This is a genomic window from Streptomyces odontotermitis (assembly GCF_050510915.1).
Lineage (GTDB): Bacteria > Actinomycetota > Actinomycetes > Streptomycetales > Streptomycetaceae > Streptomyces.
In genome coordinates, this window is the sequence record NZ_JBNJLS010000026.1 from 43,387 (window position 1) to 64,133 (window position 20,747).

At 68.3% G+C, this 20,747-nt stretch carries 27 protein-coding genes and 3 pseudogenes; 11 read left to right on the forward strand and 19 right to left on the reverse strand.

Features of this window, described 5'->3' with window-relative positions; translation table 11 throughout:
* Positions 1–12: 12 nt before the first annotated feature.
* The 3 genes and pseudogenes from ACQB60_RS40690 to ACQB60_RS40700 form a co-directional block, all read right to left on the reverse strand.
* Complete coding sequence (locus ACQB60_RS40690) at positions 13–780, reverse strand: IclR family transcriptional regulator (protein WP_496931136.1); 768 nt, start codon at positions 778–780, stop codon at positions 13–15.
* Between the two features lie 123 nt (positions 781–903).
* Positions 904–1,089 (reverse strand): annotated as a pseudogene (locus ACQB60_RS40695) (polysaccharide deacetylase family protein); the annotation flags it as partial.
* A gap of 97 nt (positions 1,090–1,186) precedes the next feature.
* On the reverse strand, positions 1,187–1,579 hold the full coding sequence (locus tag ACQB60_RS40700; protein WP_496931137.1) for a hypothetical protein: 393 nt from the start codon (positions 1,577–1,579) through the stop codon (positions 1,187–1,189).
* Between the two features lie 691 nt (positions 1,580–2,270).
* Here ACQB60_RS40700 and ACQB60_RS40705 point away from each other — a divergent pair.
* Together ACQB60_RS40705 and ACQB60_RS40710 are read left to right on the forward strand one after the other, a co-directional pair.
* The gene (locus tag ACQB60_RS40705) at positions 2,271–2,435 is read left to right on the forward strand and encodes a hypothetical protein (RefSeq protein WP_496931138.1); all 165 of its coding nucleotides are present in this window, start codon (positions 2,271–2,273) and stop codon (positions 2,433–2,435) included.
* 134 nt (positions 2,436–2,569) lie between these two features.
* A complete protein-coding gene (locus ACQB60_RS40710) occupies positions 2,570–3,046 on the forward strand; it encodes an SUKH-3 domain-containing protein (RefSeq protein WP_496931139.1) in 477 nt (158 codons plus the stop codon).
* 122 nt (positions 3,047–3,168) lie between these two features.
* Here the strand turns inward: ACQB60_RS40710 and ACQB60_RS40715 are convergent, their stop codons facing one another.
* Entirely contained in the window at positions 3,169–3,540 is a 372-nt protein-coding gene (locus tag ACQB60_RS40715; RefSeq protein ID WP_496931140.1) for a hypothetical protein, read from the reverse strand.
* Between the two features lie 217 nt (positions 3,541–3,757).
* Here ACQB60_RS40715 and ACQB60_RS40720 point away from each other — a divergent pair, with 217 nt between their 5' ends.
* The 3 genes from ACQB60_RS40720 (at position 3,758) to ACQB60_RS40730 (ending at position 4,902) form a co-directional block, all read left to right on the forward strand.
* Positions 3,758–4,165, forward strand: a complete 408-nt coding sequence (locus ACQB60_RS40720) for a hypothetical protein (protein ID WP_496931141.1) — start codon at positions 3,758–3,760, stop codon at positions 4,163–4,165.
* 63 nt (positions 4,166–4,228) lie between these two features.
* Entirely contained in the window at positions 4,229–4,456 is a 228-nt protein-coding gene (locus ACQB60_RS40725; RefSeq protein WP_496931216.1) for a hypothetical protein, read from the forward strand.
* Positions 4,453–4,902 (forward strand): HEAT repeat domain-containing protein, encoded by a 450-nt coding sequence (locus ACQB60_RS40730; RefSeq protein ID WP_496931142.1) that lies wholly within the window; start codon positions 4,453–4,455, stop codon positions 4,900–4,902. The genes ACQB60_RS40725 and ACQB60_RS40730 overlap by 4 nt, the downstream gene beginning before the upstream one ends.
* A 667-nt stretch (positions 4,903–5,569) precedes the next feature.
* Here ACQB60_RS40730 and ACQB60_RS40735 read toward each other — a convergent pair.
* Positions 5,570–5,941, reverse strand: a complete 372-nt coding sequence (locus ACQB60_RS40735; protein WP_496931143.1) for a fic family toxin-antitoxin system, toxin component — start codon at positions 5,939–5,941, stop codon at positions 5,570–5,572.
* 209 nt (positions 5,942–6,150) lie between these two features.
* Between ACQB60_RS40735 and ACQB60_RS40740 the strand changes: the two genes are divergently transcribed.
* The 3 genes from ACQB60_RS40740 (at position 6,151) to ACQB60_RS40750 (ending at position 8,903) form a co-directional block, all read left to right on the forward strand.
* The gene (locus tag ACQB60_RS40740) at positions 6,151–7,116 is read left to right on the forward strand and encodes a MerR family transcriptional regulator (RefSeq protein WP_496931144.1); all 966 of its coding nucleotides are present in this window, start codon (positions 6,151–6,153) and stop codon (positions 7,114–7,116) included.
* Positions 7,117–7,435: 319 nt separating this feature from the next.
* Positions 7,436–8,068, forward strand: coding sequence for a hypothetical protein (locus tag ACQB60_RS40745; RefSeq protein ID WP_496931145.1), 633 nt, complete (start codon positions 7,436–7,438; stop codon positions 8,066–8,068).
* A gap of 124 nt (positions 8,069–8,192) precedes the next feature.
* The gene (locus ACQB60_RS40750; protein WP_496931146.1) at positions 8,193–8,903 is read left to right on the forward strand and encodes a hypothetical protein; all 711 of its coding nucleotides are present in this window, start codon (positions 8,193–8,195) and stop codon (positions 8,901–8,903) included.
* Positions 8,904–9,413: 510 nt separating this feature from the next.
* Here the strand turns inward: ACQB60_RS40750 and ACQB60_RS40755 are convergent.
* From ACQB60_RS40755 to ACQB60_RS40775, 5 genes and pseudogenes are all read right to left on the reverse strand, one after another.
* Positions 9,414–9,596 carry an RICIN domain-containing protein gene (locus ACQB60_RS40755; RefSeq protein WP_496931147.1) on the reverse strand — a complete coding sequence of 61 codons (183 nt, stop codon included), beginning with the start codon at positions 9,594–9,596 and terminating at the stop codon, positions 9,414–9,416.
* 10 nt (positions 9,597–9,606) lie between these two features.
* Positions 9,607–10,077: an SMI1/KNR4 family protein gene (locus tag ACQB60_RS40760; protein WP_496931148.1), complete on the reverse strand. Its 471-nt coding sequence runs from the start codon at positions 10,075–10,077 to the stop codon at positions 9,607–9,609.
* A gap of 178 nt (positions 10,078–10,255) precedes the next feature.
* Entirely contained in the window at positions 10,256–11,083 is an 828-nt protein-coding gene (locus ACQB60_RS40765) for a pentapeptide repeat-containing protein (RefSeq protein ID WP_496931149.1), read from the reverse strand.
* Positions 11,084–11,601: 518 nt separating this feature from the next.
* A pseudogene (locus tag ACQB60_RS40770) lies at positions 11,602–11,799 on the reverse strand (IS630 family transposase); the annotation flags it as partial.
* Entirely contained in the window at positions 11,766–12,182 is a 417-nt protein-coding gene (locus tag ACQB60_RS40775) for a maleylpyruvate isomerase N-terminal domain-containing protein (RefSeq protein ID WP_496931150.1), read from the reverse strand. The pseudogene ACQB60_RS40770 and the gene ACQB60_RS40775, both read right to left, overlap by 34 nt.
* 175 nt (positions 12,183–12,357) lie before the next feature.
* On the opposite strand from ACQB60_RS40775, the gene ACQB60_RS40780 reads away from it, so the two are divergent.
* Positions 12,358–13,260 carry a hypothetical protein gene (locus ACQB60_RS40780; RefSeq protein WP_496931151.1) on the forward strand — a complete coding sequence of 301 codons (903 nt, stop codon included), beginning with the start codon at positions 12,358–12,360 and terminating at the stop codon, positions 13,258–13,260.
* A gap of 127 nt (positions 13,261–13,387) precedes the next feature.
* Entirely contained in the window at positions 13,388–13,666 is a 279-nt protein-coding gene (locus ACQB60_RS40785) for a helix-turn-helix domain-containing protein (protein WP_496931152.1), read from the forward strand.
* A gap of 335 nt (positions 13,667–14,001) precedes the next feature.
* On the opposite strand, the gene ACQB60_RS40790 is transcribed toward ACQB60_RS40785, so the two are convergent.
* The 5 genes and pseudogenes from ACQB60_RS40790 to ACQB60_RS40810 form a co-directional block, all read right to left on the reverse strand.
* Positions 14,002–14,352, reverse strand: a complete 351-nt coding sequence (locus tag ACQB60_RS40790; protein ID WP_496931153.1) for an NUDIX domain-containing protein — start codon at positions 14,350–14,352, stop codon at positions 14,002–14,004.
* A 73-nt stretch (positions 14,353–14,425) separates the two neighbouring features.
* On the reverse strand, positions 14,426–14,746 hold the full coding sequence (locus tag ACQB60_RS40795; protein WP_496931154.1) for a hypothetical protein: 321 nt from the start codon (positions 14,744–14,746) through the stop codon (positions 14,426–14,428).
* 744 nt (positions 14,747–15,490) lie between these two features.
* On the reverse strand, positions 15,491–15,706 hold the full coding sequence (locus ACQB60_RS40800) for a hypothetical protein (protein WP_496931155.1): 216 nt from the start codon (positions 15,704–15,706) through the stop codon (positions 15,491–15,493).
* Between the two features lie 153 nt (positions 15,707–15,859).
* Positions 15,860–16,102, reverse strand: a pseudogene (locus ACQB60_RS40805) (toxin Doc); the annotation flags it as partial.
* 265 nt (positions 16,103–16,367) lie between these two features.
* Positions 16,368–16,742 (reverse strand): MerR family transcriptional regulator, encoded by a 375-nt coding sequence (locus ACQB60_RS40810; protein ID WP_496931156.1) that lies wholly within the window; start codon positions 16,740–16,742, stop codon positions 16,368–16,370.
* A 541-nt stretch (positions 16,743–17,283) separates the two neighbouring features.
* On the opposite strand from ACQB60_RS40810, the gene ACQB60_RS40815 reads away from it, so the two are divergent.
* Entirely contained in the window at positions 17,284–17,643 is a 360-nt protein-coding gene (locus ACQB60_RS40815) for a hypothetical protein (RefSeq protein ID WP_496931157.1), read from the forward strand.
* A gap of 113 nt (positions 17,644–17,756) precedes the next feature.
* Here the strand turns inward: ACQB60_RS40815 and ACQB60_RS40820 are convergent, their stop codons facing one another.
* The 4 genes from ACQB60_RS40820 to ACQB60_RS40835 form a co-directional block, all read right to left on the reverse strand.
* Positions 17,757–18,065: an SCO5918 family protein gene (locus ACQB60_RS40820; protein ID WP_496931158.1), complete on the reverse strand. Its 309-nt coding sequence runs from the start codon at positions 18,063–18,065 to the stop codon at positions 17,757–17,759.
* Positions 18,066–18,115: 50 nt separating this feature from the next.
* The gene (locus tag ACQB60_RS40825) at positions 18,116–18,448 is read right to left on the reverse strand and encodes a CBS domain-containing protein (protein WP_496931159.1); all 333 of its coding nucleotides are present in this window, start codon (positions 18,446–18,448) and stop codon (positions 18,116–18,118) included.
* 87 nt (positions 18,449–18,535) lie between these two features.
* The gene (locus ACQB60_RS40830) at positions 18,536–19,954 is read right to left on the reverse strand and encodes a DEAD/DEAH box helicase (RefSeq protein WP_496931160.1); all 1,419 of its coding nucleotides are present in this window, start codon (positions 19,952–19,954) and stop codon (positions 18,536–18,538) included.
* Positions 19,955–20,179: 225 nt separating this feature from the next.
* Entirely contained in the window at positions 20,180–20,383 is a 204-nt protein-coding gene (locus ACQB60_RS40835; RefSeq protein ID WP_496931161.1) for a cold-shock protein, read from the reverse strand.
* Positions 20,384–20,747: the final 364 nt, after the last annotated feature.

The window sequence follows — 20,747 nt, forward strand, 5'->3', positions numbered from 1 at the left end:
ACAGCACTTCCGTCAGACGGAAGCCCGAGGCGACGACGAGACGGGGTGCCAGCCGAGAGCCCGGGAGATGCCCCGTCCGGCCACCCGGACCGCCGGGATCAGCGCGGGCGTTCGCGCACCCGCCGCCGGCACGACGACGGAGACCGCTGCGACGACCTCGCCGCGCGGGCCGCGCACGGGTGCCGCCACCGAGAGGGCGTCGTCCGTGATCTGACGGTCGCTCACCGCCACGCCCGCGTGCCGCACGTCGGCCAGCATCAGCCGCAGCCGCTGGGGCTCGGTCACGGTGTACGGGGTGAAGGCCGCCAACTCCCCCTCCCCATACCGCTCTTGGAAGTCCGGTCCGGTGTGCGCGAGCAGGGCCAGGCCCACGCCCGTCGCGTGCAGCGGCCAGCGCGCGCCGACCCGCGAATGCACGCCGACGGCCGAACGGCCGGAGAGCCGCTCGATGTAGACGACCTCCGTGCCGTCGCGCACGGCCAGATGCACGTTCTCGTGAGTGGCCTCATACAGGTCCTCCAAGTACGGCAGCGCGGCCTGCCGCAGTCCCAGACCGCGCGGGGCGAGCGCGGCGATCTCCCACAGCCGCAGCCCCACGTGATAGCAGCCCGCGGCATCCCGCTCCAGCGCACCCCAGCGGGCGAGCGCGCCGACGAGCCGGTGCGCGGTGGCGAGCGGGAGGTCGGCACGCTGGGCGAGTTGGGTGAGTGTCAGGGCGGAATGGGCCTGGTCGAAGGCGCCGAGCACATCGAGCAACCGGTCCGGGGCGGAGCGGTTCACGAGGATCCGCGCGGTGCGGGCCCGTCCCCTGCGAGTCGATCCATGGCACCTTCCTCACACGATGGGGCCGTCGGGTGGTGCCGGAACCGTACGGCGCGACTCACCATTCGATCAAGGGAGTCGTCAGCCGGTCGGCGCCGCTGCGCGGCCGGTCGGCGGGGAGATCATCCCGGCGCACAGGCCGCGCGCAGCGAGTCCCTGCGCGATGCGCGGGATCGCGGCGCGTGTGTTGGCGGCCCAGTCGTGCATGAGGATGACCTGGCCACTGGTGAGCCGCGCCGCCGCCTGCACGATCGCATCGGTACTCGACGATGTGCTCGTCCCCACCGCGCCCGTCTCGGCCGGGGAGCTGATCACGAAGCCGGTCCGGCGTAGGTCTGCATAGTTACCTTCCCCTGCGGCCGCTCTACCCCAGGACGAACCCGCCCCTGGCGTCCGACCAGTAGAAGAGCGGCGCCTGCCCGTCGATGGCAGCGCCCCGGACATTCCGGAGAAGTCCATGATCTTTCTCCATCGTGACCACCAGACCGTCGTAGAAGGAACAGCCGGCCCCGGCAGCAGTCTCCCCTTCCTGGACCCGGTACAGGCCGAACGCCCAGGAGGTATTGGCGATCAGAAGCACCTCACCGCCCTCGGCTCGACGCAGCACCTCAGCAGCCTTGCCGCCATCCCCGGGATAGGTGCCCTCGTCGAGGAGCTGCTGCAGATCCGCGCGGGCCTGGCCTTCCCCCTGGAACACCTCCCACCGGTACTTGGCGACGGACGGCCCCGACCCCGAGAACGGCGCGGACACAGCCATCCAGGACCATCCGGGGCCTGCGTTTGAACCCGCGTGCGGGGGGTTCTTGTTCGGCAGGATGGTCGTGAACGGACCTGGCGAAGGCGGGTATCTCACGAGACGTTTCACGGTGTTTTCCCTTCTTGCCCGCGATGGCCGGTCTCCAGTAGCGACGCCGGGCAACAGCCCTCCGGTTCAACGAGATCCATCCCCTCTGCCCTTGTAGACATACACGACGCCGACGCATTCCTTGTCATGAATGCCTCACGCGCAGGTCTGAGGGCTTTCGGGCCACACCGAAGGCCCTACTCGCGGCTGCGGGGGGGCTGCTGCAGTTCCCCTTCTCATCCGCCCTGTCGGCCGCGCTCGCCGTGCGCGCGGGTAGCCAGGCTGCGTCGTGGAGAGCGGGGCCGCCCGGACCATCCGAGACAGTGCCGGGCGGCACCACGACATCCGGTCTCGATGCCGCACACGGGGGGATGCGGCACCGAGACCGGACCGCCACGGTAGCGACAAACCGCTGAACGGGCCCTGAACTCCGCCGCGATCAGCGCGAATCGAGCGGCTCGGAGCGCTGCACCATGAAGGGAGAGCCGATCGGCGGTGCCGAGCCGTACAGCACCTGCGGCGCTTCTTTCCGTGGTGCGTAGGCTTCCGCCGTGGCCGATGAGAAGCAGTACCGCGTCACCGCCACCACCAGGGAGATCGCCGGATGCAGACCGGGTGGGGGAAGAGCGAGAAGACCGCCGAGGACAAGTACGTCCGGTGGATCGGGGAGAGCGACGGCATCGACGACGTCCGCAGCGAACTCGCCATCCGCGACGGCGACGCCGGCGAGTGGACGGTGCTCACGAGCTCCCCGGCCTGGAAGACGTGAGCGCTCCAAGGCACTGACATTGAGACTTGCGGTGGTGCTGCTCGCGGGCCTGACCCAGGCACTGGCTGACAGGCCGTCGGCGAGCCGGGGAAGCACACTGGCTGCCGCGATCATGCGAAGGAGACGCCTGCCTCATGGCCATCGGCGCGCTGCCGTCCGGGGTGCGGGACTGGCTGCGTGACAGCGACTGGTTTCCGGGGCAGGACATCGGCTCAGAGGCGGATGAGCTCGTCGACATCGTGGTGGCGCACTTCCGGCGCCAGGGCACGCCACTGGAACCAGTGCAGCCCGCAGTCGATGTGCTGCGCAGCTTCGGTGACCTGCGCCTGGTCCACCCCCAGGCGCCGCGCGACGTCATGGTGATGGAGCCCACGGTGGGGTACGAGGGCGACGCCGCGGCTATCGCCGAGTTGGCCGGGACCCTGGGCGCCCGGCTGTTTCCGGTCGGCTACGACCCCATCGAGTGCGGCCTGAACCTGGTCGACGAGGCGGGCCGCTTCTTCCATCTGCACTGGTCCAGCGGCTACTTCCTGGGCCGCGACCAGAACGACATGTTCGAACGCTTCCTGATGCGCGTGACTCCCCCGGACGCCGAAGACTTCTTCAGCTGAGTACGCACACCGGACGCCGGCGAGCCGCCGTCGTGGTGCGGGGCGTTGCGGCAGCGGTCTTCTCCGACCAGGGCCCCTCCCCCACCGAGGGCATGGCGTCCTCCGAGGCCGCCGTGCGGACGTCAATGCCTCGAGTCCGCACCGCCGCGTCCCGGCGGGCGAACCGCTCGGGAAAGATCGCGCAACGGACCGTGCCGGAGAATCTCGAACCCGACGTGCTGCGCATCGAGCTCGGCGACGCCTTCCGCGCCTACCAGCAGCGCACCGAACCCGACCTCGTCCTCCTCTCCGGTCTGCAGGAGCGCAAGGCCCACGCGTTCGCGCTGTGGGCCGACGTCACCGGCGACCACTCCCTGCGCCAGGAAGCGCAGCGCGCCCAGACGGCCGCGCAGACGACCCTCGCTATGCACCACAACCGAGGCGCCACGGTCATCAGCAGCGGCGGCGACGGCGCGGTGGTGGAGCGGCAGTTGAGCCGGACGCAGGCCGAACACGCCCGCAGCGTGCTCGGCTACGTCACCGCCCACACCCCACGTCCCGAGGCAGGGGTGCGTCTGGCCGTGCTCATGCTCACTCTGCGGGCCGCGCGCCGGGACCGGCAACATCACCGGCCAGGACCTGACCGGCTGGCTCCAAGACGACGCCGAACCGGTCCTGGAACAACTGGCCTCGGACGGCTGGCTGATCCTGCCCGGCTCCACCGCCGAGGTGATGGCCTCCCGGTCCGAGAACCCCTGCGCGTTCACCGTCCCCGCGTTGCTGCCCGATCAGCCCAGCCCCTTCGCCTTCGGCAAGACCCACCGCGCCCGGATCTCCGGCTGGGCCCAGAAAGTGACCGGCGCCCGGAAGATCCGCGAGAAGAAACTCGGCCCCGCCGCGAAACTCCTCGCCCTGTACACCGCCGCCCACACCCGCCCCGACGGACAGCTCGGCACCGCCGAGAACGACGGAATCGACCTGGAAGCCGTGGCCGCGTTCTGCGCCCTGCCCGCCGAGGACATCGCCGTGCACGCCGAACTGCTGCTGAACGCCCACTGGTTCACCGAAGCCGACGTTGTCGACGGGCAGCTGCGCGGGCAACTCGCCGAGCGGGTGCTGCCGCTGGGCGGGCTGCTGTAAAACAGCCCATTTTCGGCCTGCCATCAGGCCCGCAGTGGCCGCTCCAAGCGGATAGGGAGAGACGTGGCTGATGTCCCACAGATGAATCTTGTCGTTCTCGCTGATGACGACGGCAACCGCATGCGCATCAAGGTGCTGGGGCCCTCACCATGTTCCCTGGGGATTCAGCTCGTCGACTTTGCTCAGGCGCGCTGGCGCGCGACCACCGGCCCCCATCTGGTGTCTCACGTCCGGGCGGGCGCCCGGTTCGAGAACGGCGTCCTGGTCAAGCGGTCCGAGGCGGCCGCATGAAGCATCTGTCCGCAGCACTCGGTGCCCTGACCGACCGCGATCCTGACCGGCGGGACGTCGCCGCCGCCTCGCTCGGGGATCTCCTGCGCGGCACCGCCCTAGATACCGACACAGCCCGCCAGGTCGTCGGACGTCTGGTCAGCCTGACCGTCAACGAACCCGCCACCCGGGTGCGGGAGTCCGCGCTGAACGCGGTCAGCGAGGCGTTCAACCACCACAGCCTGCCCCTCGACCTCGTCAGACCACTGGCGGCATCCATGCCGACGATGGAACCCGAACTGCGCGGGCACGCGATCTACATCCTCGGCGCCACGCGCGCCCCCAAGGCCCTACCGATGGTCGCCCCGTTCCTCAACCACCCCGGCCAGAACGTGCGCGAGGAAGCCCGCCTCGTCGCAGCTGAGATCACCGCATCACGCTCAGGAGGCACCACCCACAGCTCCTAACGAGTGCTCAGCGCCGAAGGCGCCCCTGGTATCACGCTGCGGACGATGGTGGCTCCGGGTGCTCCCACACCGGATCGTGCGTATCCGGCCGTCCATGGAGCCGACGGGGTACCGGCCCTGGAACAGCGAGCCGATGTCGTGCAATCTCGGTGAACAACCGACGCTGCCCCTCCACTTCGTCGCGGAGCGCAAACCACCGCTCTGCTGTGGACGTACCCCGTACGAGTGCCAGATGGGCCCGCCAGATCTGCTCGTCGATCGCGTGAGCGGCCTCGGCAACGTCATGGTCCGCGACCAGACTCACCATGGCCAAGGCGTCGTTCCACGGACGCCAGTCGACATCAGAGACGGCGCCCGGCGAGCGCGCCGCCTCTTTGGCAACCCGCGCCAAGGCAACAAGGATCGCGGCCGACTCCCGCAGGACCTGAGCACACGCGTCCGTTTGTCGCTCCCAAGACCGCTGTACACGTTGTGTCCGGCTGCTGACGTACGAGCCGGCAACTACACCGAGGAGCGTGGTCACCACGGCGCTGCCCGTGGTGACAAGAGCACTCATGTCAGCGTTCACAGCGGACAGTTTCACCGCTGCTGCCCATGCTGCGGAAGCACCTGCGGACTCGCCCACGCGCAGCGCTCTGATGAGCCCGCGACGTTGGCCCGGCCGGCGTCAGGGCTTCCAGGTGCGCAGGATCGCGGCGTTGGAGGCCACGGTGCAGCGCGGGCTGTTCAACTCGTGGGCGAGCGCGGTCAGCTGCTCGCGGGTGGGGCTGACGGGGATGTTGCTGGCCTCGAGGTACGTGACGGCCACCGCGCAGGCCACAGTCAGGTTCGAGCGCTCCAGCCACCGGCACCGCCCCAGCGTGTGCACCAGGGCGGCCGCGCGGGCGTAGGGCCCGTCGTAGACCGGATGCTCCAGGAGCTCACCGCGGTGACGGGGCACCGCGGCCACCGGCACCCCGTAGTCGTCAACACCCGGATCACGCTGCCCGGCCCGCTCTGCAACTTCGAGGATCCACGACTCATCGACGTACAGGATCACGCGGCCGCACCCGGCCGCCGCGCGTGCGGGGCAGCCAGCTGCTGCTCCAGGTCGTCCAGGAGGCTCCGTACTCTCACCCGGCGGATGAGCGCTTGAGCTGGCGGAGCTGAGCGTTCCAGTTGGCGAGCGGCGAAGAGAGACCTGACAGCCCGCCCTTGACCCGTCCCCCAAGGTCCGGGTTTAGCGTTCTGGACGACGAGGAGGTGCACATGCGTGCAGGTGAGGCGGCTGCGGCCGCAGGCGTGACGATCAAGGCGCTGCGCTACTACGAGGAGTGCGGGCTGCTCAGCCCCGGCCGAGCGGCCAACGGCTACCGCGACTACACCGCGGAGGACGTCCGGCTGGCAGTGGAGATCCGCAGCCTCGGGGCCTTCGGTCTCACGCCCAAGGAGACCGTGCCCTTTCTTGCCTGCCTGCGCGCGGGACACGATGCGGGCGACTACTGCGCGGAGTCCCTGGCGGTCTACCAGCAGAAGATCGAGGCACTTGACCTTCTCATCGCCCGGCTGACGCACAGCCGGGAACAGCTGATCAGCCGCCGAGACGCGGCGGCCCGGCGAGGTTTTCCCTCCGCCACCGAACCATCGAAGGAGCCCGATGAGATGCCGCCCAAGGCCGACCCCCTGCCCGCCGACCTGCCTGCCCCGGTAGACGACGGCGCCGCCGCCCACCTGCCGGGCCAAACGCTCCCAACCTTGTCGTTCACTGCTACCGACGGCAGCAACATACGTCTGGGGGTTGTCTCCGAGGGCCGCTGGGTGCTCTTCCTCTACCCGCTCACCGGAGACCCGGCCGCCGACATTCCGGAGGGCTGGAACGAGATCCCCGGCGCTCGCGGATGCAGCCAGGAAGCCTGCAACTTCCGCGACAACCTTGACGCACTGCGGGCGGAAGGCGTCGACCGTGTGCTCGCCCTGTCCTCGGACCGAGCCGACTACCAACAGGCGCTCGTGGACCGCCTGCACCTGCCCTACCCGATGCTCTCCGACCCCCGGCTCACGCTCGCGGACGAGCTGAAGCTCCCCACGTTCGAGGCCAACGGCCAGGTACTCTACCGGCGTCTCACCCTCGTACTGCGCGGCGCCACGATCGAGCACGTCTTTTACCCCGTCTTCCCACCGGACACCCATGCCGACGAGGTAGTGCAGTGGTTCCGGAACCATCGCGACGCGTGACTGAACCGACGAGGGGTCGCCACACACCTCCCCAGGTGCCCCGCGGCTGTGGCAAGGAAGTGCGTGAGGGCACACTGCCAGGTCCTCGGGGACGCTGACGGGTCCCCGTCGAGCCGTGCGCTTCAGGCGACGAGTCCCGCCATGTGAAGGGCTCAGTCACAGGAACCGCATACCGGCGGCCTGGCAGGGCTCGGTGGCCACGCCCGGGGGCGCGACCACCGAGCCGACTTGAGGGTCATCGACGCGGGACTGCCACCCGGCCGGCCAGGGCCAGCCCCGAGGCTGCGATCAGCTCCCCGCACTTAAGGAACTCCGAGTCATGAAGGCCACCGCCATCGAACGCCGCGCCGAACTGCTGCGCCTGTACACCGCACTGCCCTGGCAGATCGCCCTGCGCCGCGTCGAGGCCGCCGCACCCGGCTCCCAGCTGATCCCGCAGCCGGACACCGACCAACTGCTCCTGGAAGCCCGGGTGATGGCCGCACTGGCCTGGCGCCGGATCACCACCGTGCGCCCGTGGGGCATCGAGTACGTCGACCCGCGGTCCGACCGCCTCCGCATCCGATTCGAAGCCGACATCGAGCGGCGCGACCCGAACGAGACCCAGGCCCTGGACCTGGCAGAGGTGCTGTTGCCGCGCGCCGACGAATACAGCGACATCCAGGTAGTGCCCGGGGCCCGCACTCACATCGAGGACGGAAGGGTGGTGCTGCGCATGCTCGACACATCCGCCTTCATCACCCTGCTGGGACTGGACCTCGACCAGTGGATGCGCTCAGTTGACTTCCGGGACCAGCAGATGGGCACGTATCGCATGACGCCGTGTCACCGCGACCGGCCACCCCAGTGGCACCCCGCCGAGCTCCCCCACCGCCGGCCGAGGCACCGTGGCATCGGCCTGGCTGACCGGCACACGTCGTCAAGGTCGAGACGTGGCTGCGGGCCTAGCTGAACGACCAGGACTAGCGAGCTCCCATGCGTTGCCCCTTCGTGCAATACCGATGAGCTATGGCATGCCCTATTTTCGGGGGGGGGGCGACGAACACACGTGATCCACGGGGAGACGCTGTATGCAAATGAATCGCCGAGCGGGCCTGATGGTCAGCGCGGTCGCAGCCGCCGCCGTCGTCGCACCGGTCGGGGCGAGCGGAGCCACGACGGCTGTCGCCTCCACACAGAGCGACAAGGCGCCCGTGTCCGCCGCCGCCGACGGCTTCCACTCCAAGAAGGGGACGAAGAGCTGCGGCCGCGGCAAGTACGCGCACGTCATGGTCTCGGCCATCGGGTACGCCCGCTTCTCCTGGAAGGTTCCGGGCGGCAAGGTGCACTCCGCGCGCTACGCGTTCGACCCTTCGGGCATCGCCACCCACCCCCTTCCCACCTGGCGCAAGAAGGTGACGTGGAAGGTCACCAGTGAGTGGGGCGCGACCAAGAAGAACCTCACCAAGGTCTACGCCTACTGCAGCAAGACCGGCGGCGAGTCGAAGAAGGGCCGCTCCACGAAGGTCATGGCGAAGAAGACCGGCACCAAGCACTGCGGACGCGGAAAGCAGGTCGTCATCCGCTCCTGGGGCATGGGCTGGGTCCGCCACAAGTTCAAGTCCACCAAGGGCTCGCGCGTGTACACCCATGACCTCGCCCGTCAGGGATACCTCATGGACATGCGCATCACGCCGACCGGTATGCGCAACGTGAAGTACGTCGCCCGGGCCCACGAAGGGGTTTACCCCAACGGCGGCAAGCTCAAGGAGATGAAGGTCTACTGCGGCAAGCTCTCGGGCACGTGAGCCGTGGCCGACAGGCCGCCGCCACAAGGGTCTTGAGCCCGTGAACCTCGGAACGCCACCTCCTCCGGAAGGAATCGGGGGGTGGCGTTCCTGTGTGCTCCGGGCCCGAGCGGCCTCAGGCCCGTGTCACCCGCAGCGGCATCAGCTCGAGCGGGCTGGCTCCAGGGCCCCATCGGCGTGCACGCCCCCTCTCTCCGACTCTCCAACCGCCTCACCTCAGTGTCTCTCAGTAGCGGTTGAGGGCAGTGGCAGGCTTCCTCGGCGCTCCGTCCAGAGAGGTGGACGAGGCCCCCGGGCCTCGTCCGTGCGAGCCTCCGCGAGAGCGGCACGCGGAGGGTTCCTGGCCGAGATCGATGACGCTGTCAAGCGGACCCGTGCGATGAGTGGAGGCGGCGGCCGGGCCGGGCGGCTTAGCACCCGCGTTCCCCAGCCCGCCGGTGACAGAGTCAGCTGTTAGCGTCCTGACGGTCCAGCCGAACGCTCAGGTGGAGGCAGTCGCGCCTTACCCGGTCAGGACGCGTCCACCCCGTACCAGTTCTGGAAGTCCATGCCGTTGCACGGCCACGTACGCAGCCCCGCTCCGCTGTCGTCCAGGCACCGCCCGGTAGCCCGGTTCTGGAGAATGTGGCCCTTGTCGTTGTCGTAGCCGTAGACGCGCCACTCCTGTGCCGGTGTTCCGAAACTTGGGCGCACTCGCTGCTGCTCAGCTGGCGGGCTGCGTAGCGAGCAGGGTGTCAAGGGTCAGTGAGCCCGTCAGGGCGGCGCTCAGCCACTCCGTCAGATTGAGGCCCTGCGGCCACAACTCACCTTGGTCGTTGCACCACATGGGACCGGCAGGGTCTCGGAAGTCGACCAAGGACCAGATGGCGCACCCCCAGTCGTACACCGGGACCAGGCCGACCGGAATCCGGCCGGACGGGTCCGGCCCATGCTGATAGATCTCGGCAAGGTCCTCCCAGTCACCTTGTGATGCCCCTCCACGAACGCCCAGGATGCCTTCGTTCGGCCCGAAACCTCCGTTTGCCACGTCCAGATACAGGCGATGCAGCAACGACGGAAGGGGGAAGCCGATGACCTGCTCCGCTTCCGTGATCGCCTCACGCGTTGCTGGTGCCGGCAATCCGTGTGTCCTGGCGTAATCCCGGACAGCGTCGATGACCTCATCGTCCGTCACAGGGGCATCTTCTCAGTTCCAGGCCAGTTGCACTCGGTCGGACCTAGGCTTCGCAGCACGCGCTCGTCCCCCGTCAGCACCCTCGCGGTTAGAACTCAAGCTCAGAGCCAGTCTCGATACCTCCGAGTCAAAGGCGCTGTGCCGCCTGGTTTCAAGCCGTTACTCATGAAACGACCTGCTACCCGGGATGAGAGAGCCAGGAGGAAGGCAGGACAACCGTTTCAGGAACAGGACTGCCGACGGCAGCGAGGAGCCCATCGGGGACCGGGCCGCTCACACGGTTGAAGGACACACTGCTGCCGGTGAACGTCGCGTCGTAGAAGGACACCGTGCCGCCGGAGAACGCCGCGCCCTTGAAGTTTATGTCGCCGTCGATGGTGACTCTGGTGAGATCGAGGTTGCAGCCCTGCCACGAGCGGTGGCTGCCCTGGGGGATGCGGTAGTGCTCTGCGATGAGGCGCAGAATTGTGTGCCGGACCTCGCGTAGTGCGAGGTACCGGTCCTTCTTGTCGTGGTGAGCCTCGTGTTGTTCCTCGGTGGATGTGTTGGCGGGCGGGTCGCCGGGGTCGGGAGGGGAGGGCAGGCGGAGGTAGGCGCACAGGACGTCGATGCACGTCTGGCGCTGGCCCTGGTCGGGGGCGTCGTCGGCGAGTCCGGCCAGGGCGTGGACGCCGCCGAGCCGGACGGCTGGGGAGTCGGAGCCGAGTTTGTCGACGGCCTGGGAGAAGCGTTCGGTGTGCAGCCGGGTGGATTCACGGTGGGCGCCGGCCTCGTCGACGCGCTGGCGGCGGTAGGCGACGACCAGAGCGACGAGCGCACCAGCTCCGGCGACGACTCCGAAGGAGAGTTTCACCAGGTCGAAGAGGGTCTTTGCGTCGAGCTTCGCGCTGCGGTCGATTCCCCGGAAGTCCAGCAGGGCCACCAGGCTGTAGAAGACACCGGCTGCGACGAGGACCGCGGCGGCGAAGGTGACGGTGAGAGCCCGGCCCACCCTCCATAGCCGCAACTCCCGATCGTCTGGCCCCGGACGCGGCCTCTGGTTGGTTGTCACGGAAAGGGAGACTCGGCGTGCAGACGCGCGGTTGCAGAAGTTGCCGGCGGCACCAGGACCAATCGCCACCCCGACAGGGAAAGAGACTGCATCGCCTTTGATCCGGAGGTATTGAGACGGGTTCTAAGTGCTCGTTGCCCAGTTCGCGGTCACCGTCAGCCGTCGGCGCGGTCTCTCTCGATTCTCCGCATCTGGCGGGCCATGTCGGGTTGCGCCCGGATCACCGCCTCGGACAGGGCGTCCGGATCTCCGTCGGGTCCGGCGTTCGCGGACAGCAGCGCCGCGACGAGGCTGGTGAGGACGGTGACCAGGTCGGCTGTGCCCACCGGGCCACGGACTTCGACCAGTTGACGGACGGCTTCGTCGATGCGGTCCATCGCCTCCTCACCCTGGAGGAACAGGCCGAGCCGGTCGGCGAGGAACATGCGGACGACCGCGACACCGTCGGCCAGCGCAGTGTCCACGTTGAACTGCCGGACGTAGTCGAAGCTGCGGCGCTCAGGGGTGCCCGGCACCATCGGCAGCACCGGCGCTGTCCGTTCCAGGGCCTGGATCTGCGGCTTCTCGTCGACCGCGAAGACGGCCGTGTTCGCCGGCGGGGCGAGATACAGTCCGACCACGTCACGGATCTTGTCGATCACCAGCGGGTCCGGAGAGATCTTGAAAGTTTCGTGCGCCAGGGCCGCAGTGGTTGCAGGTCAGGAAACGCCTTCGGGTCTTCGTAGACCTGGAGGCGGGGGTTGGCGACCAGCGCGCGTAGTTCGCGTTTGCCGAGGTAGGTCCCGGCGTAGCGGTCCTCCTCAGCACCGTCGTCGACGAAGGAGCCCGGCGACACCAGCGCCTTCTCCACCAGGACGTGGAAGGCGTCCGTGTCGGTCGCGGCCAGCAGCGCCGAATGGTCCGTCCAGGCGAGATGCGCGATCTGGTGGGCGACGCTCCAGCCGGGCGCCGGGGTAGCGAGCGCCCACTGCTCGGCGCTCAACTCGGCCATCAGCCGGTCGAGTTCCTCGCTCTCCTCGCGCAGGTCGTCGAACACGGGCGTCGGATCGGGCACGGGACCCTCCCCTCGGGCATGGCAGCGCCGAAGAAAACAAGCGAGTAAGGGTGCTTGCATAATTGTGGCCGTTCGGTGCACGCCCCCCGGGGCGAGGTCTGCGCGGACCCTGTGTCTCAATACACTCGGTGATCGCGCCCATCGCGGCGCACACTCGCATATCGGGGGACGAACGATGAGCAACTGGAACCCGGGCGGACAGCCGCCCCAGGGGCCGCAGCCCTACCAGCCACAGCCACCGCAGCCCTATCCGCCCCAGCCCTACGTGCCGCCACAGCCCCAGCCGCCCTACCCGGGACCGCCGGTGCCGCCGTCGGGCGGGCCGATCACCCGGCTGCGGCGGCGGATCGGACCCATCCACACCGCGCGCAGGGTCTTCACCCCGTCACGGCCGGGCATCGTCTCGGATCGTGAGGTGGCGCGGATGCGGAAGATCAGGACCCTGGTCGGCGTGGGCGCGTTCCTGTGGATGTCTTATGCCTACAAGCTCGCCCCCAAGCTCAGCGATGCGGCGGACGAGCAGGTCGACAAGTCGTGGACCAGCGCCCTCGTGCTGGCGGCTACCCTCCCGGTCGTCGTCGGCGTCCTGTACGGCCTGGCCGCTCCGGCGGCGCGACGGGACCTGCTGCGCCGGGCGGGGCGGTGCTTCGGCGCGATCGTGGCCATGATGGCGGCGGCCTCCGTCTTCCCGATCATCGTGCTCTCAGGGTTCTTCGAGGGCCAGGAACCCCTCGTGGAGGGCCACTTCACCGTGACGAAGGGCCTCATCCTCGCGTTCACCCTCTTCGTCCTCTTCTGGGTGACGCCGTTCGTCGTCTGGGGCGTGGGACTCGCCGTCCAGCACGTGTTCCGCACCGCAGACATCCACGAGACGGTGCCGCCGCTGCTGATCATGGCGTTGGCGTGGGAGATGGCACTGATCGACATGTTCACCGGCGCCCACGAGGGCGTGCCGACGGTGATCCGGTACGTGTTCATCCTGGGCGCCCCGCTCTCCGTCACGGCGGTGGGCCTGTGGGAGCTACACCGGCTGCGCGTGCACTACAGGCTGGGGATGCGGGGACTGCTGATGCGCTAGGAACGGCGCCTCGCAGGACGTACTAGTGATCTGGTTTTGAGGTTGTGGGTCGCCACATGAGGCGTCCCCTCTTTCAGACTGCGGCGTGCTGCTGCGGCGGGTAGCGCGCTCGCGCTGTGCTGGGTGGATGGGCGATACCCAGCTGGAACCTGTCGTGTTGTCGGAGGCCGAGCGGCTGACGCTGGAGAGCTGGGCCAAACGCCGCTCGACCGCCCAGGGACTGGCCGTTCGCGCACGCATCGTGCTGGCGTGCGCAAACGGCTGGAACAACACCGTGGTCGCCGCGCGACTCGGTGTCGGCAGAGATAGCGTGCGCCGCTGGCGCACACGGTTCCTCGCCCGGCGACTGGACGGCCTCGCCGACGAGCCGCGGCCCGGAGTGCCGCAGACCATCACCGATGCCTAGGTGGAAGAGGTCGTGGTCCGCACCCTGGAGCAGACGCCACAGGGCGGGACGCACTCGTCGAAGCGGGAGTTGGCCAAGGTCGTGGGGATCTCGGCGATGAGCGTGCTGCGGATCTGGCACGCCTTCAGCCTGCAGCCGGGGCGGACTGAGACCTTCAAGATCTCACCCGACCCGTTCCTGATCGACAAAGTCCGCGACGTGGTGGGCCTCCACCTCGCCCCGCCGGTCAAGGCGGCCGTCTTCAGCGTGGACGAGAAGCCCCAGATCCAAGCCCTGGAGCGGACCGCACCGGTGCTACCCATGGTCCCGGGCATACCCGAGCGGCGCAGTTTCGACTACGTCTGCCACGGCACCGTGGACCCGTTCGCGGCCCTCAACACCACCACCGGAAAGGTCATCGCGGCTTGGTCGGCGAACCATTCCAGCCTCAGGCACTTGTCGGGTTCGCGGTTCGCGACTTCGCCTTTGAACGTCGTGGTCTCGTAGAAGAGGCCGATGCGGTCGGGGCCGTCGCCTAGGTGATGGATGACGGTGTGCAGGGGTGTCATCGTCTCGGGTTCGGCGAAGAGTCCGGTCTCTTCGAGGAGTTCGCAGGCTGCTGCTTCGGCGAGGGGTTCGCCGGCGTCCCGTTTTCCGGATGGCAGGTGCCACTGCCCGTACCCGTAGGGCCCGCCGCGCTGGGACATCAGGAGTTTGTCCCCGTCCCGTACGAGGACGTGGACGTCGACGATGGGCGGGCGGGGCGTGGTGTGGTGTGGTTCATGGTGTGGGCTCTTCTGGGCCGGCTGTGGGGGCGGTGCGGTTGACGGTAGCGCCCGGGGCGGGTGCGGCGCGGGCGATTGCTTCGGCGACACCGTGGGGGGTGAGGTCGGTCGTGTCGATGGTCAGGACGGGGTATCCGAGCTCGGCGAGGATGAGCAACGCCTGCTGGTAGAGCTCGAGTTCGCGCAGGGTGCTCTTGGGGTCCAGCTCGAAGCGGTGCTTGGTGCCGCGCTGTTCGAGGCGGGCCAGGATGGTGTCGGGGTCCGCGAGGAGGATGACGGCCAGGTCCGGGACGGTGAAGAGATGGCCCCGGACCACACAGGACGGGGCATGGGAGAGACCTCCGTGACAGCCCCGAGGATTTTTGTGGGATCTCAAATCCCGTGGCCGAATCTCACGAACCGTGGCCACGCGAAGGCCAGTTGGCTGCGAACCTGAGACTGGCTGGTTGTGAGCGCTTCAGTCGGCGAGCTAGCAGTTGATCTGGCGAGTTAAGCATGTGTCCAGGAGTACGGAAGCGTCGACGTCGACCCTCACTTTCGAGTGGCTCGAGCCGATTCCCCGCATAAACACATCGTGGGTGGTCAGGTGACACCCACCACCTACGACGAAGGGACGTATCCCATGACGATGTGTCGCCCCAGGAGCCGCCGGCGTCTGGCCGTCGCCGGATTACTGACGACGGTGCTGGGCCTCGGTCTCATCGCGGCCCCGACCGCATCCGCAGCCTCCGTGCAACCCGCCCCCTCCTGTACCAGTATCCCTGGCCCACTTGGAGTGGACATCGTCATCAGCATTGGCTGCGAGAAGCTTTGACTCCGCCCCGGTCGTGCCGTGGCCCCCTGAGCCGGGCACTACCTTGCCGCCGAGATACTCAACTCGCCAACTGAAGCGCTGAGCGACACTGGTCAAGGCGCCCGGCGCCATCACCTACAAGGGTGGCGATGTCGTCCCGCCAGCCGTTCGATGCGGCGATCGGCCGCAGTTCTGAGACTGAACAGTTTGGCCACGACGTGAGACAGCGCGCCCGGCCTGGGAGAAGAACGCAGGGAACCTTGCGTGTCACCAGTCGGCGACGGTGGCGGCGATCACGAAGACCAGCGCGAAAGCGCCAAGCAGCATCCCTGCCGACCGAGCAGCGCGCAGGGCACGCTGCTTGCGGCCAGGAGGCTCCGCCTGCGGGTAGTCGCAGCAGTCGCAGGGTCCAGCGCACCCCGCTGTCGTGCCAGGTGCCTGGCCCCCGCCCAGGTCGATGTTGAGGAAATCACCGACACCCATAGCCGTATATCTCCCTGCCCCGCGTCGTGACGGCGATTGGCTGTCGGCGCCAAGGCCCGTGCCGGATAATCGTCCCATATGGGACTGGTCTGGCGCTCAACGTTCCATGGCGCAGGCTCACGGCTCGGGATATCTGCAGCCCGGACCGGTGGGCTAGCCGATTCTCCAGTCCCGCAGTTGCCCGGTCACCTGGCCGAGGTCCACGGCCCGCTCGCGGACCTTCCGCACGAGCTCGGACAGCGCACCGTAGGGCGGATCGATACCTTCGCCGGACTGGCCCATGGACTGGGCAGCGGCGATCGCGGCGAACCAGCTGTTGCACCGCGGCAGAGGCTCCAGAAGCACCAGTGTGTGCAGCAGGGCCGCGGCACGCCAGGCGGCATCCGGGTCGGAGGCGTCCCGGCCGTGTCCCGGCGGGCACGGTGATCGTCGGTCGGGCGGCCGCCGCGGGTGCTCAATTCATCCCCGGACTCGGGGCCCCGGCCCGGTGCTGTTGCCCCGAGAGGGGTACCGGCACGGAAGCCGGTCAAGAAGTGTTCTCGGCGCAGCGGAGCGTACTCCTGTGGGCGGAACAGCCAGCCCTCGCGGGCATGACCAGCATGAACTGGACTGCCGACGGGGCCCGTCCCGTACAACATTGACTCCCGGTCCGCCCAGCCGCCTATTCGTCGGTAGCCGTGGCGGGGGAAGCCGGGCGGGAGGACGCGTCCGGCCGCTTGGCCGCTTCGTCGGCGCGGCGGTATTCGGCGTTGAGGCGCTGGGCTTCTTCGAGTTGGTCTTCGAGGATGACGATGCGGCAGGCGGCTTCGATGGGGGTGCCCTGGTCGACGAGCTCGCGGGCGCGTGCGGCGATGCGCAGTTGGTACCGGGAGTAGCGCCGGTGCCCGCCCTTGGAGCGCAGCGGGGTGATGAGACGGGCCTCGCCGATGGCTCGGAGGAAGCCCTGGGTGGTGCCGAGCATCTCGGCGGCCCTGCCCATGGTGTAGGCGGGGTAATCGTCGTCGTCGAGACGGTCGAAGGAGTCCTCAGCTGTCATTTGCACCTCTCCGTGGAACGCGTCGAGGGGCCCTGGCGCCGTACCGGCACCAGGGCCCCGAAGGAACTACTACACCATCTGCCGGCACTCGTACTGCGCCGACCTACTGTTTCCGCACGTCCGGCCTGGGAGCTGCCGGGAGTGCGGGGATCGCGGATGCGTGACCGGAGACCACCTGCCTATCGATGTCCTGCGGTACCCGGACCCCTTGGTTCCGTCCGGGCGATCCTGATGGCGTTCGATCCCTCCGTTCTTCCTCTTCTCATCAATCACTTGCCGTACCGGGACTGCGTACTGCTGGCATTGCTCATCGTGCGTGTACCACTGCCCGGCAGTTCGTGTCTGCCGGGCTCTTCTCGATCTCGGCTACGAGAGAAACCATAACGACCTCAGCGCCCTATGTCTACTCTGGCCAGAGTAGATTTTCACGTGTTCGAAGATGAGGTAGTCCGCCTCGAACGCCGTGGTATCGCCTCGCCCGGTAGCGGCCCGCTGGCGCCGCCGGTCACGCAACTGGACGCCCGTAACTAGAGTTGGGCTCATGTCGAAGCCTGACGAGTTGCTCGTTGACGTCGCTGCCCTGGTGGAGTCCAGGCAGAGCAACCAGATGTCCCTGACCGTGGTCACGGGTGGTGCTGTCATCACCGGTCGACTGGCCCCCGAAGCCGTGTGGCGGCAGAGGGTTTCCGATGTGCTGACGGATTCGGAGCGCTTGGGCGAGTTCGCCGGCGTCTTCGACGCCCCCACGAAGAGGGACGGGCCGCCGACGCATCTTCACTTCCATGTCGCCCGGATCTTGCAGGGCACGGTGGGCATCCCGGAGACGGGCGGGATGTACCGCGTCGCGATCGCGGACGTCAGCGCCTGGACCATGGGCGACTTCAGCTATTCCGACCACTGAGCCCGCACTGCGGCGGGAGCCCCTTGGGAGCAGTGTGGCCCCACCCGGCGTACGCCGGGTGGGGCCACACTGCTCTCTGCTGTCCAGGTGCCGGCTCGCGCCTGTCCCCTCGCTCAGGCAGGTGCAGGGGCGCCGAGCATCTGGGAAGCTCGCTGGAGCGAGTCGAGGACGGGTACCGGCTCGGCCTCGGGGACGGAGCTGCAGGTGAAGCCGAGCTGAGCCATCGCCCGGAGCACTTCGGCGGTGCTGAAGTCACGGCGGTCCTGGCGGGTGATGACCTGACCCACCTGCTTGACGGGGTAGTGGCGACGGCCGATGGTCACGGACACACCGGTGACCGGTTCGGGCTTGATGCCCTTCATCGACTCCAGCACGCCGTTCTTGGTGAGCTCGAAGGGAAAACGAGCGATGATGCAGCGCATGTGACCTCACAGGGACAAGGGTGAGAGCGGGCCCACCAGGGTGAGACGGTTCAGCGGGAGAGCGCGCGGACATCCTGGGCGGCGCCTAGCTGCTCGGCGACTGACGGGACATCGAGCCGCAGGTCGCGCAGACGGACACGGTCCGTGTACGCGGAGCCGTCACGGACGGCGGCGAGGTCGGCCTGGGTGATCAGGCCGGTGCACTGATCGTCCTGGTCGCAGACGGCCAGCCGGTCCGTGCGGGCGGCGGCCATGACAGCCAGCGCCACCTCGACGCTCATGTCGTCACAGACCCGCGGCCCGGCCGTGTCCATACCCCCGACCCCTGTCCTGTACGCGGAGTTGGCGCCTGAGGGGCGGTGCCGGATCTGAACCAGCGTCAAAGGTACCTCCTGCAGAGATGGGTCAGCTTCCCGATCACAAGGGCTCTGGGCCGCTCGTACGAGGCTCCAGGCCGTCGGCGAAAGGCTTTAGGCCGCCGCGTTGACGCCGGGCTGGCGTACGGGCGTGCGCCGTGCCGCCGAAGAGCGGCGGCGTCGGCTGTGGGAGGAGGCTCCGCGCAGGGGGCGTTCGGCCACTGCTGCGGTGATGACCACCGGGATACCGGATGGTGCCTGGGCGCCGGTGATCCGGTTCAGGGTCTCGTCGTCCGGGCGGATCTGGGTGGTTCGCGGCCGGATCCCGGCGTCCGACATGAGACGGAGCATGCCACGGCGCTGGTTCGGCGTGACGAGGGTGACGACGCTGCCGGCCTCGCCGGCGCGGGCGGTACGGCCGGCTCGGTGGAGGTAGTCCTTGTGGTCGGTCGGCGGGTCGACGTTGACGACCAGGTCGAGGTTGTCGACGTGGATGCCGCGCGCCGCGACGTTGGTCGCCACGAGCACGCTGACGTGTCCCGTCTTGAACTGCGCCAGCGTGCGGGTGCGCTGCGGCTGCGACTTGCCGCCGTGCAGCGCGGCTGCCCGTACTCCGCTGTCGAGCAGGTCCTGGGTCAGCCGGTCGACGGCGTGCTTGGTGTCCAGGAACATGATCACGCGACCGTCGCGGGCCGCGATCCGCAGCGTGGCAGCGTGTTTGTCGGCTCCGCGGACGTGCAGGACGTGGTGCTCCATCCTCGTGACCGCACCGGCCGACGGGTCGACGGAGTGCACGACGGGGTCGGTCAGATAGCGGCGCACCAGCAGGTCGACGTTGCGGTCCAGGGTGGCGGAGAACAGCATCCGCTGCCCCTCCGGACGCACCTGGTCGAGCAGCGCGGTGACCTGGGGCATGAAGCCCATGTCAGCCATCTGGTCGGCCTCATCGAGGACGGTGACGTCCACCTGGTGCAACCAGCACTCGCCCCGGTCGATGAGGTCCTTGAGCCGGCCGGGGGTCGCGACGATGACCTCGGCCCCACGCCGCAGCGCGCCAACCTGCCTGCCGACCGACATCCCGCCCACCACCGCGGCGAGACGCACCTTCACGGAGCGTGCGTACGGAGTGAGCGCGTCGGTCACCTGTTGGGCCAGCTCACGCGTCGGTACGAGGATCAGCCCCAGCGGCCAGTGGGGCTCGGCCCGCTGTCCGGCGGTGCGGGCGAGCAGGGCGAGGCCGAAGGCGAGGGTCTTGCCGGAACCGGTGCGCCCACGGCCCAAGACGTCGCGGCCCGCCAGGGAGTTCGGCAACGTCGCACCCTGGATCGGGAACGGCGCCGTCACGCCCTGCTTGTCGAGTTCGGCTAGCAGTTGCCCGGGCATGTCGAGATCGGCGAAACCGGTCACGGCCGGCAGCGCGGGGGTGACCGTCTCAGGAAGCGCGAACTCACCCTGCGCTGCGGCGGGCCGCCGACCATACCGGCCGGAACGGGTCAGCCTGCCCGAGCGGTCGATCGGACGTGTGCGGTTCATGCGGAACCTCCCTCGGTGGGGCACATATCAAGGATTACTGCAGCCGTGAGCGGCGCGGGTAATCGCGAGTATGAACCAGTGAAAAGGGAAAGCGGCCTCGCCGATAAGAACAGGCGGGGCACTTCTGTCCCTGAAGCAGAAACCGCGGACTGCGCGCGAAAATGCGTATAGCTGGGGCCCGCACCCCAGAGGATGCGGGCCCCAGCTATAAAGTGCGCGTCAGCGTTAGGCAGGAACGATGTTCTCGGCCGTCGGGCCCTTCTGGCCCTGCGCGATGTCGAAGGTGACCTTCTGGCCCTCGAGCAGCTCACGGAAACCCTGAGCGGCGATGTTCGAGTAGTGGGCGAAGACGTCGGCGCCGCCGCCGTCCTGCTCGATGAAGCCGAAACCCTTTTCCGAGTTGAACCACTTCACGGTTCCAGTAGCCATGTCATATCTCCTTTGGGCAGCACATCGGCACCCGCACTGCGCGGGGCCGTGTCGTCGCAATGACCCCGCCCGGAAAATGACCGGAAATACATAAGCGCTCTCGCCGACATGAATCGGCTGGCGCGCTTGAAGTTTCGGGAACCACAACAGCAACTGAGATCAACATTAGCATGCCGCGACGGCGCGCGTATGCCGAATAATCCATTCTCGCTCATCGCGACAGAAAACCTGCGCACATGATCCGTCAAATTCTCATTTCGCGGATACAGATATTTCTTCATTCGGAGGGCCGAAAACGGTGCACCAGCTTCTGAGTACGTGCTTGGAACGGTAGGCAGGCACTGAGCCTGTACCTGCACCGTTC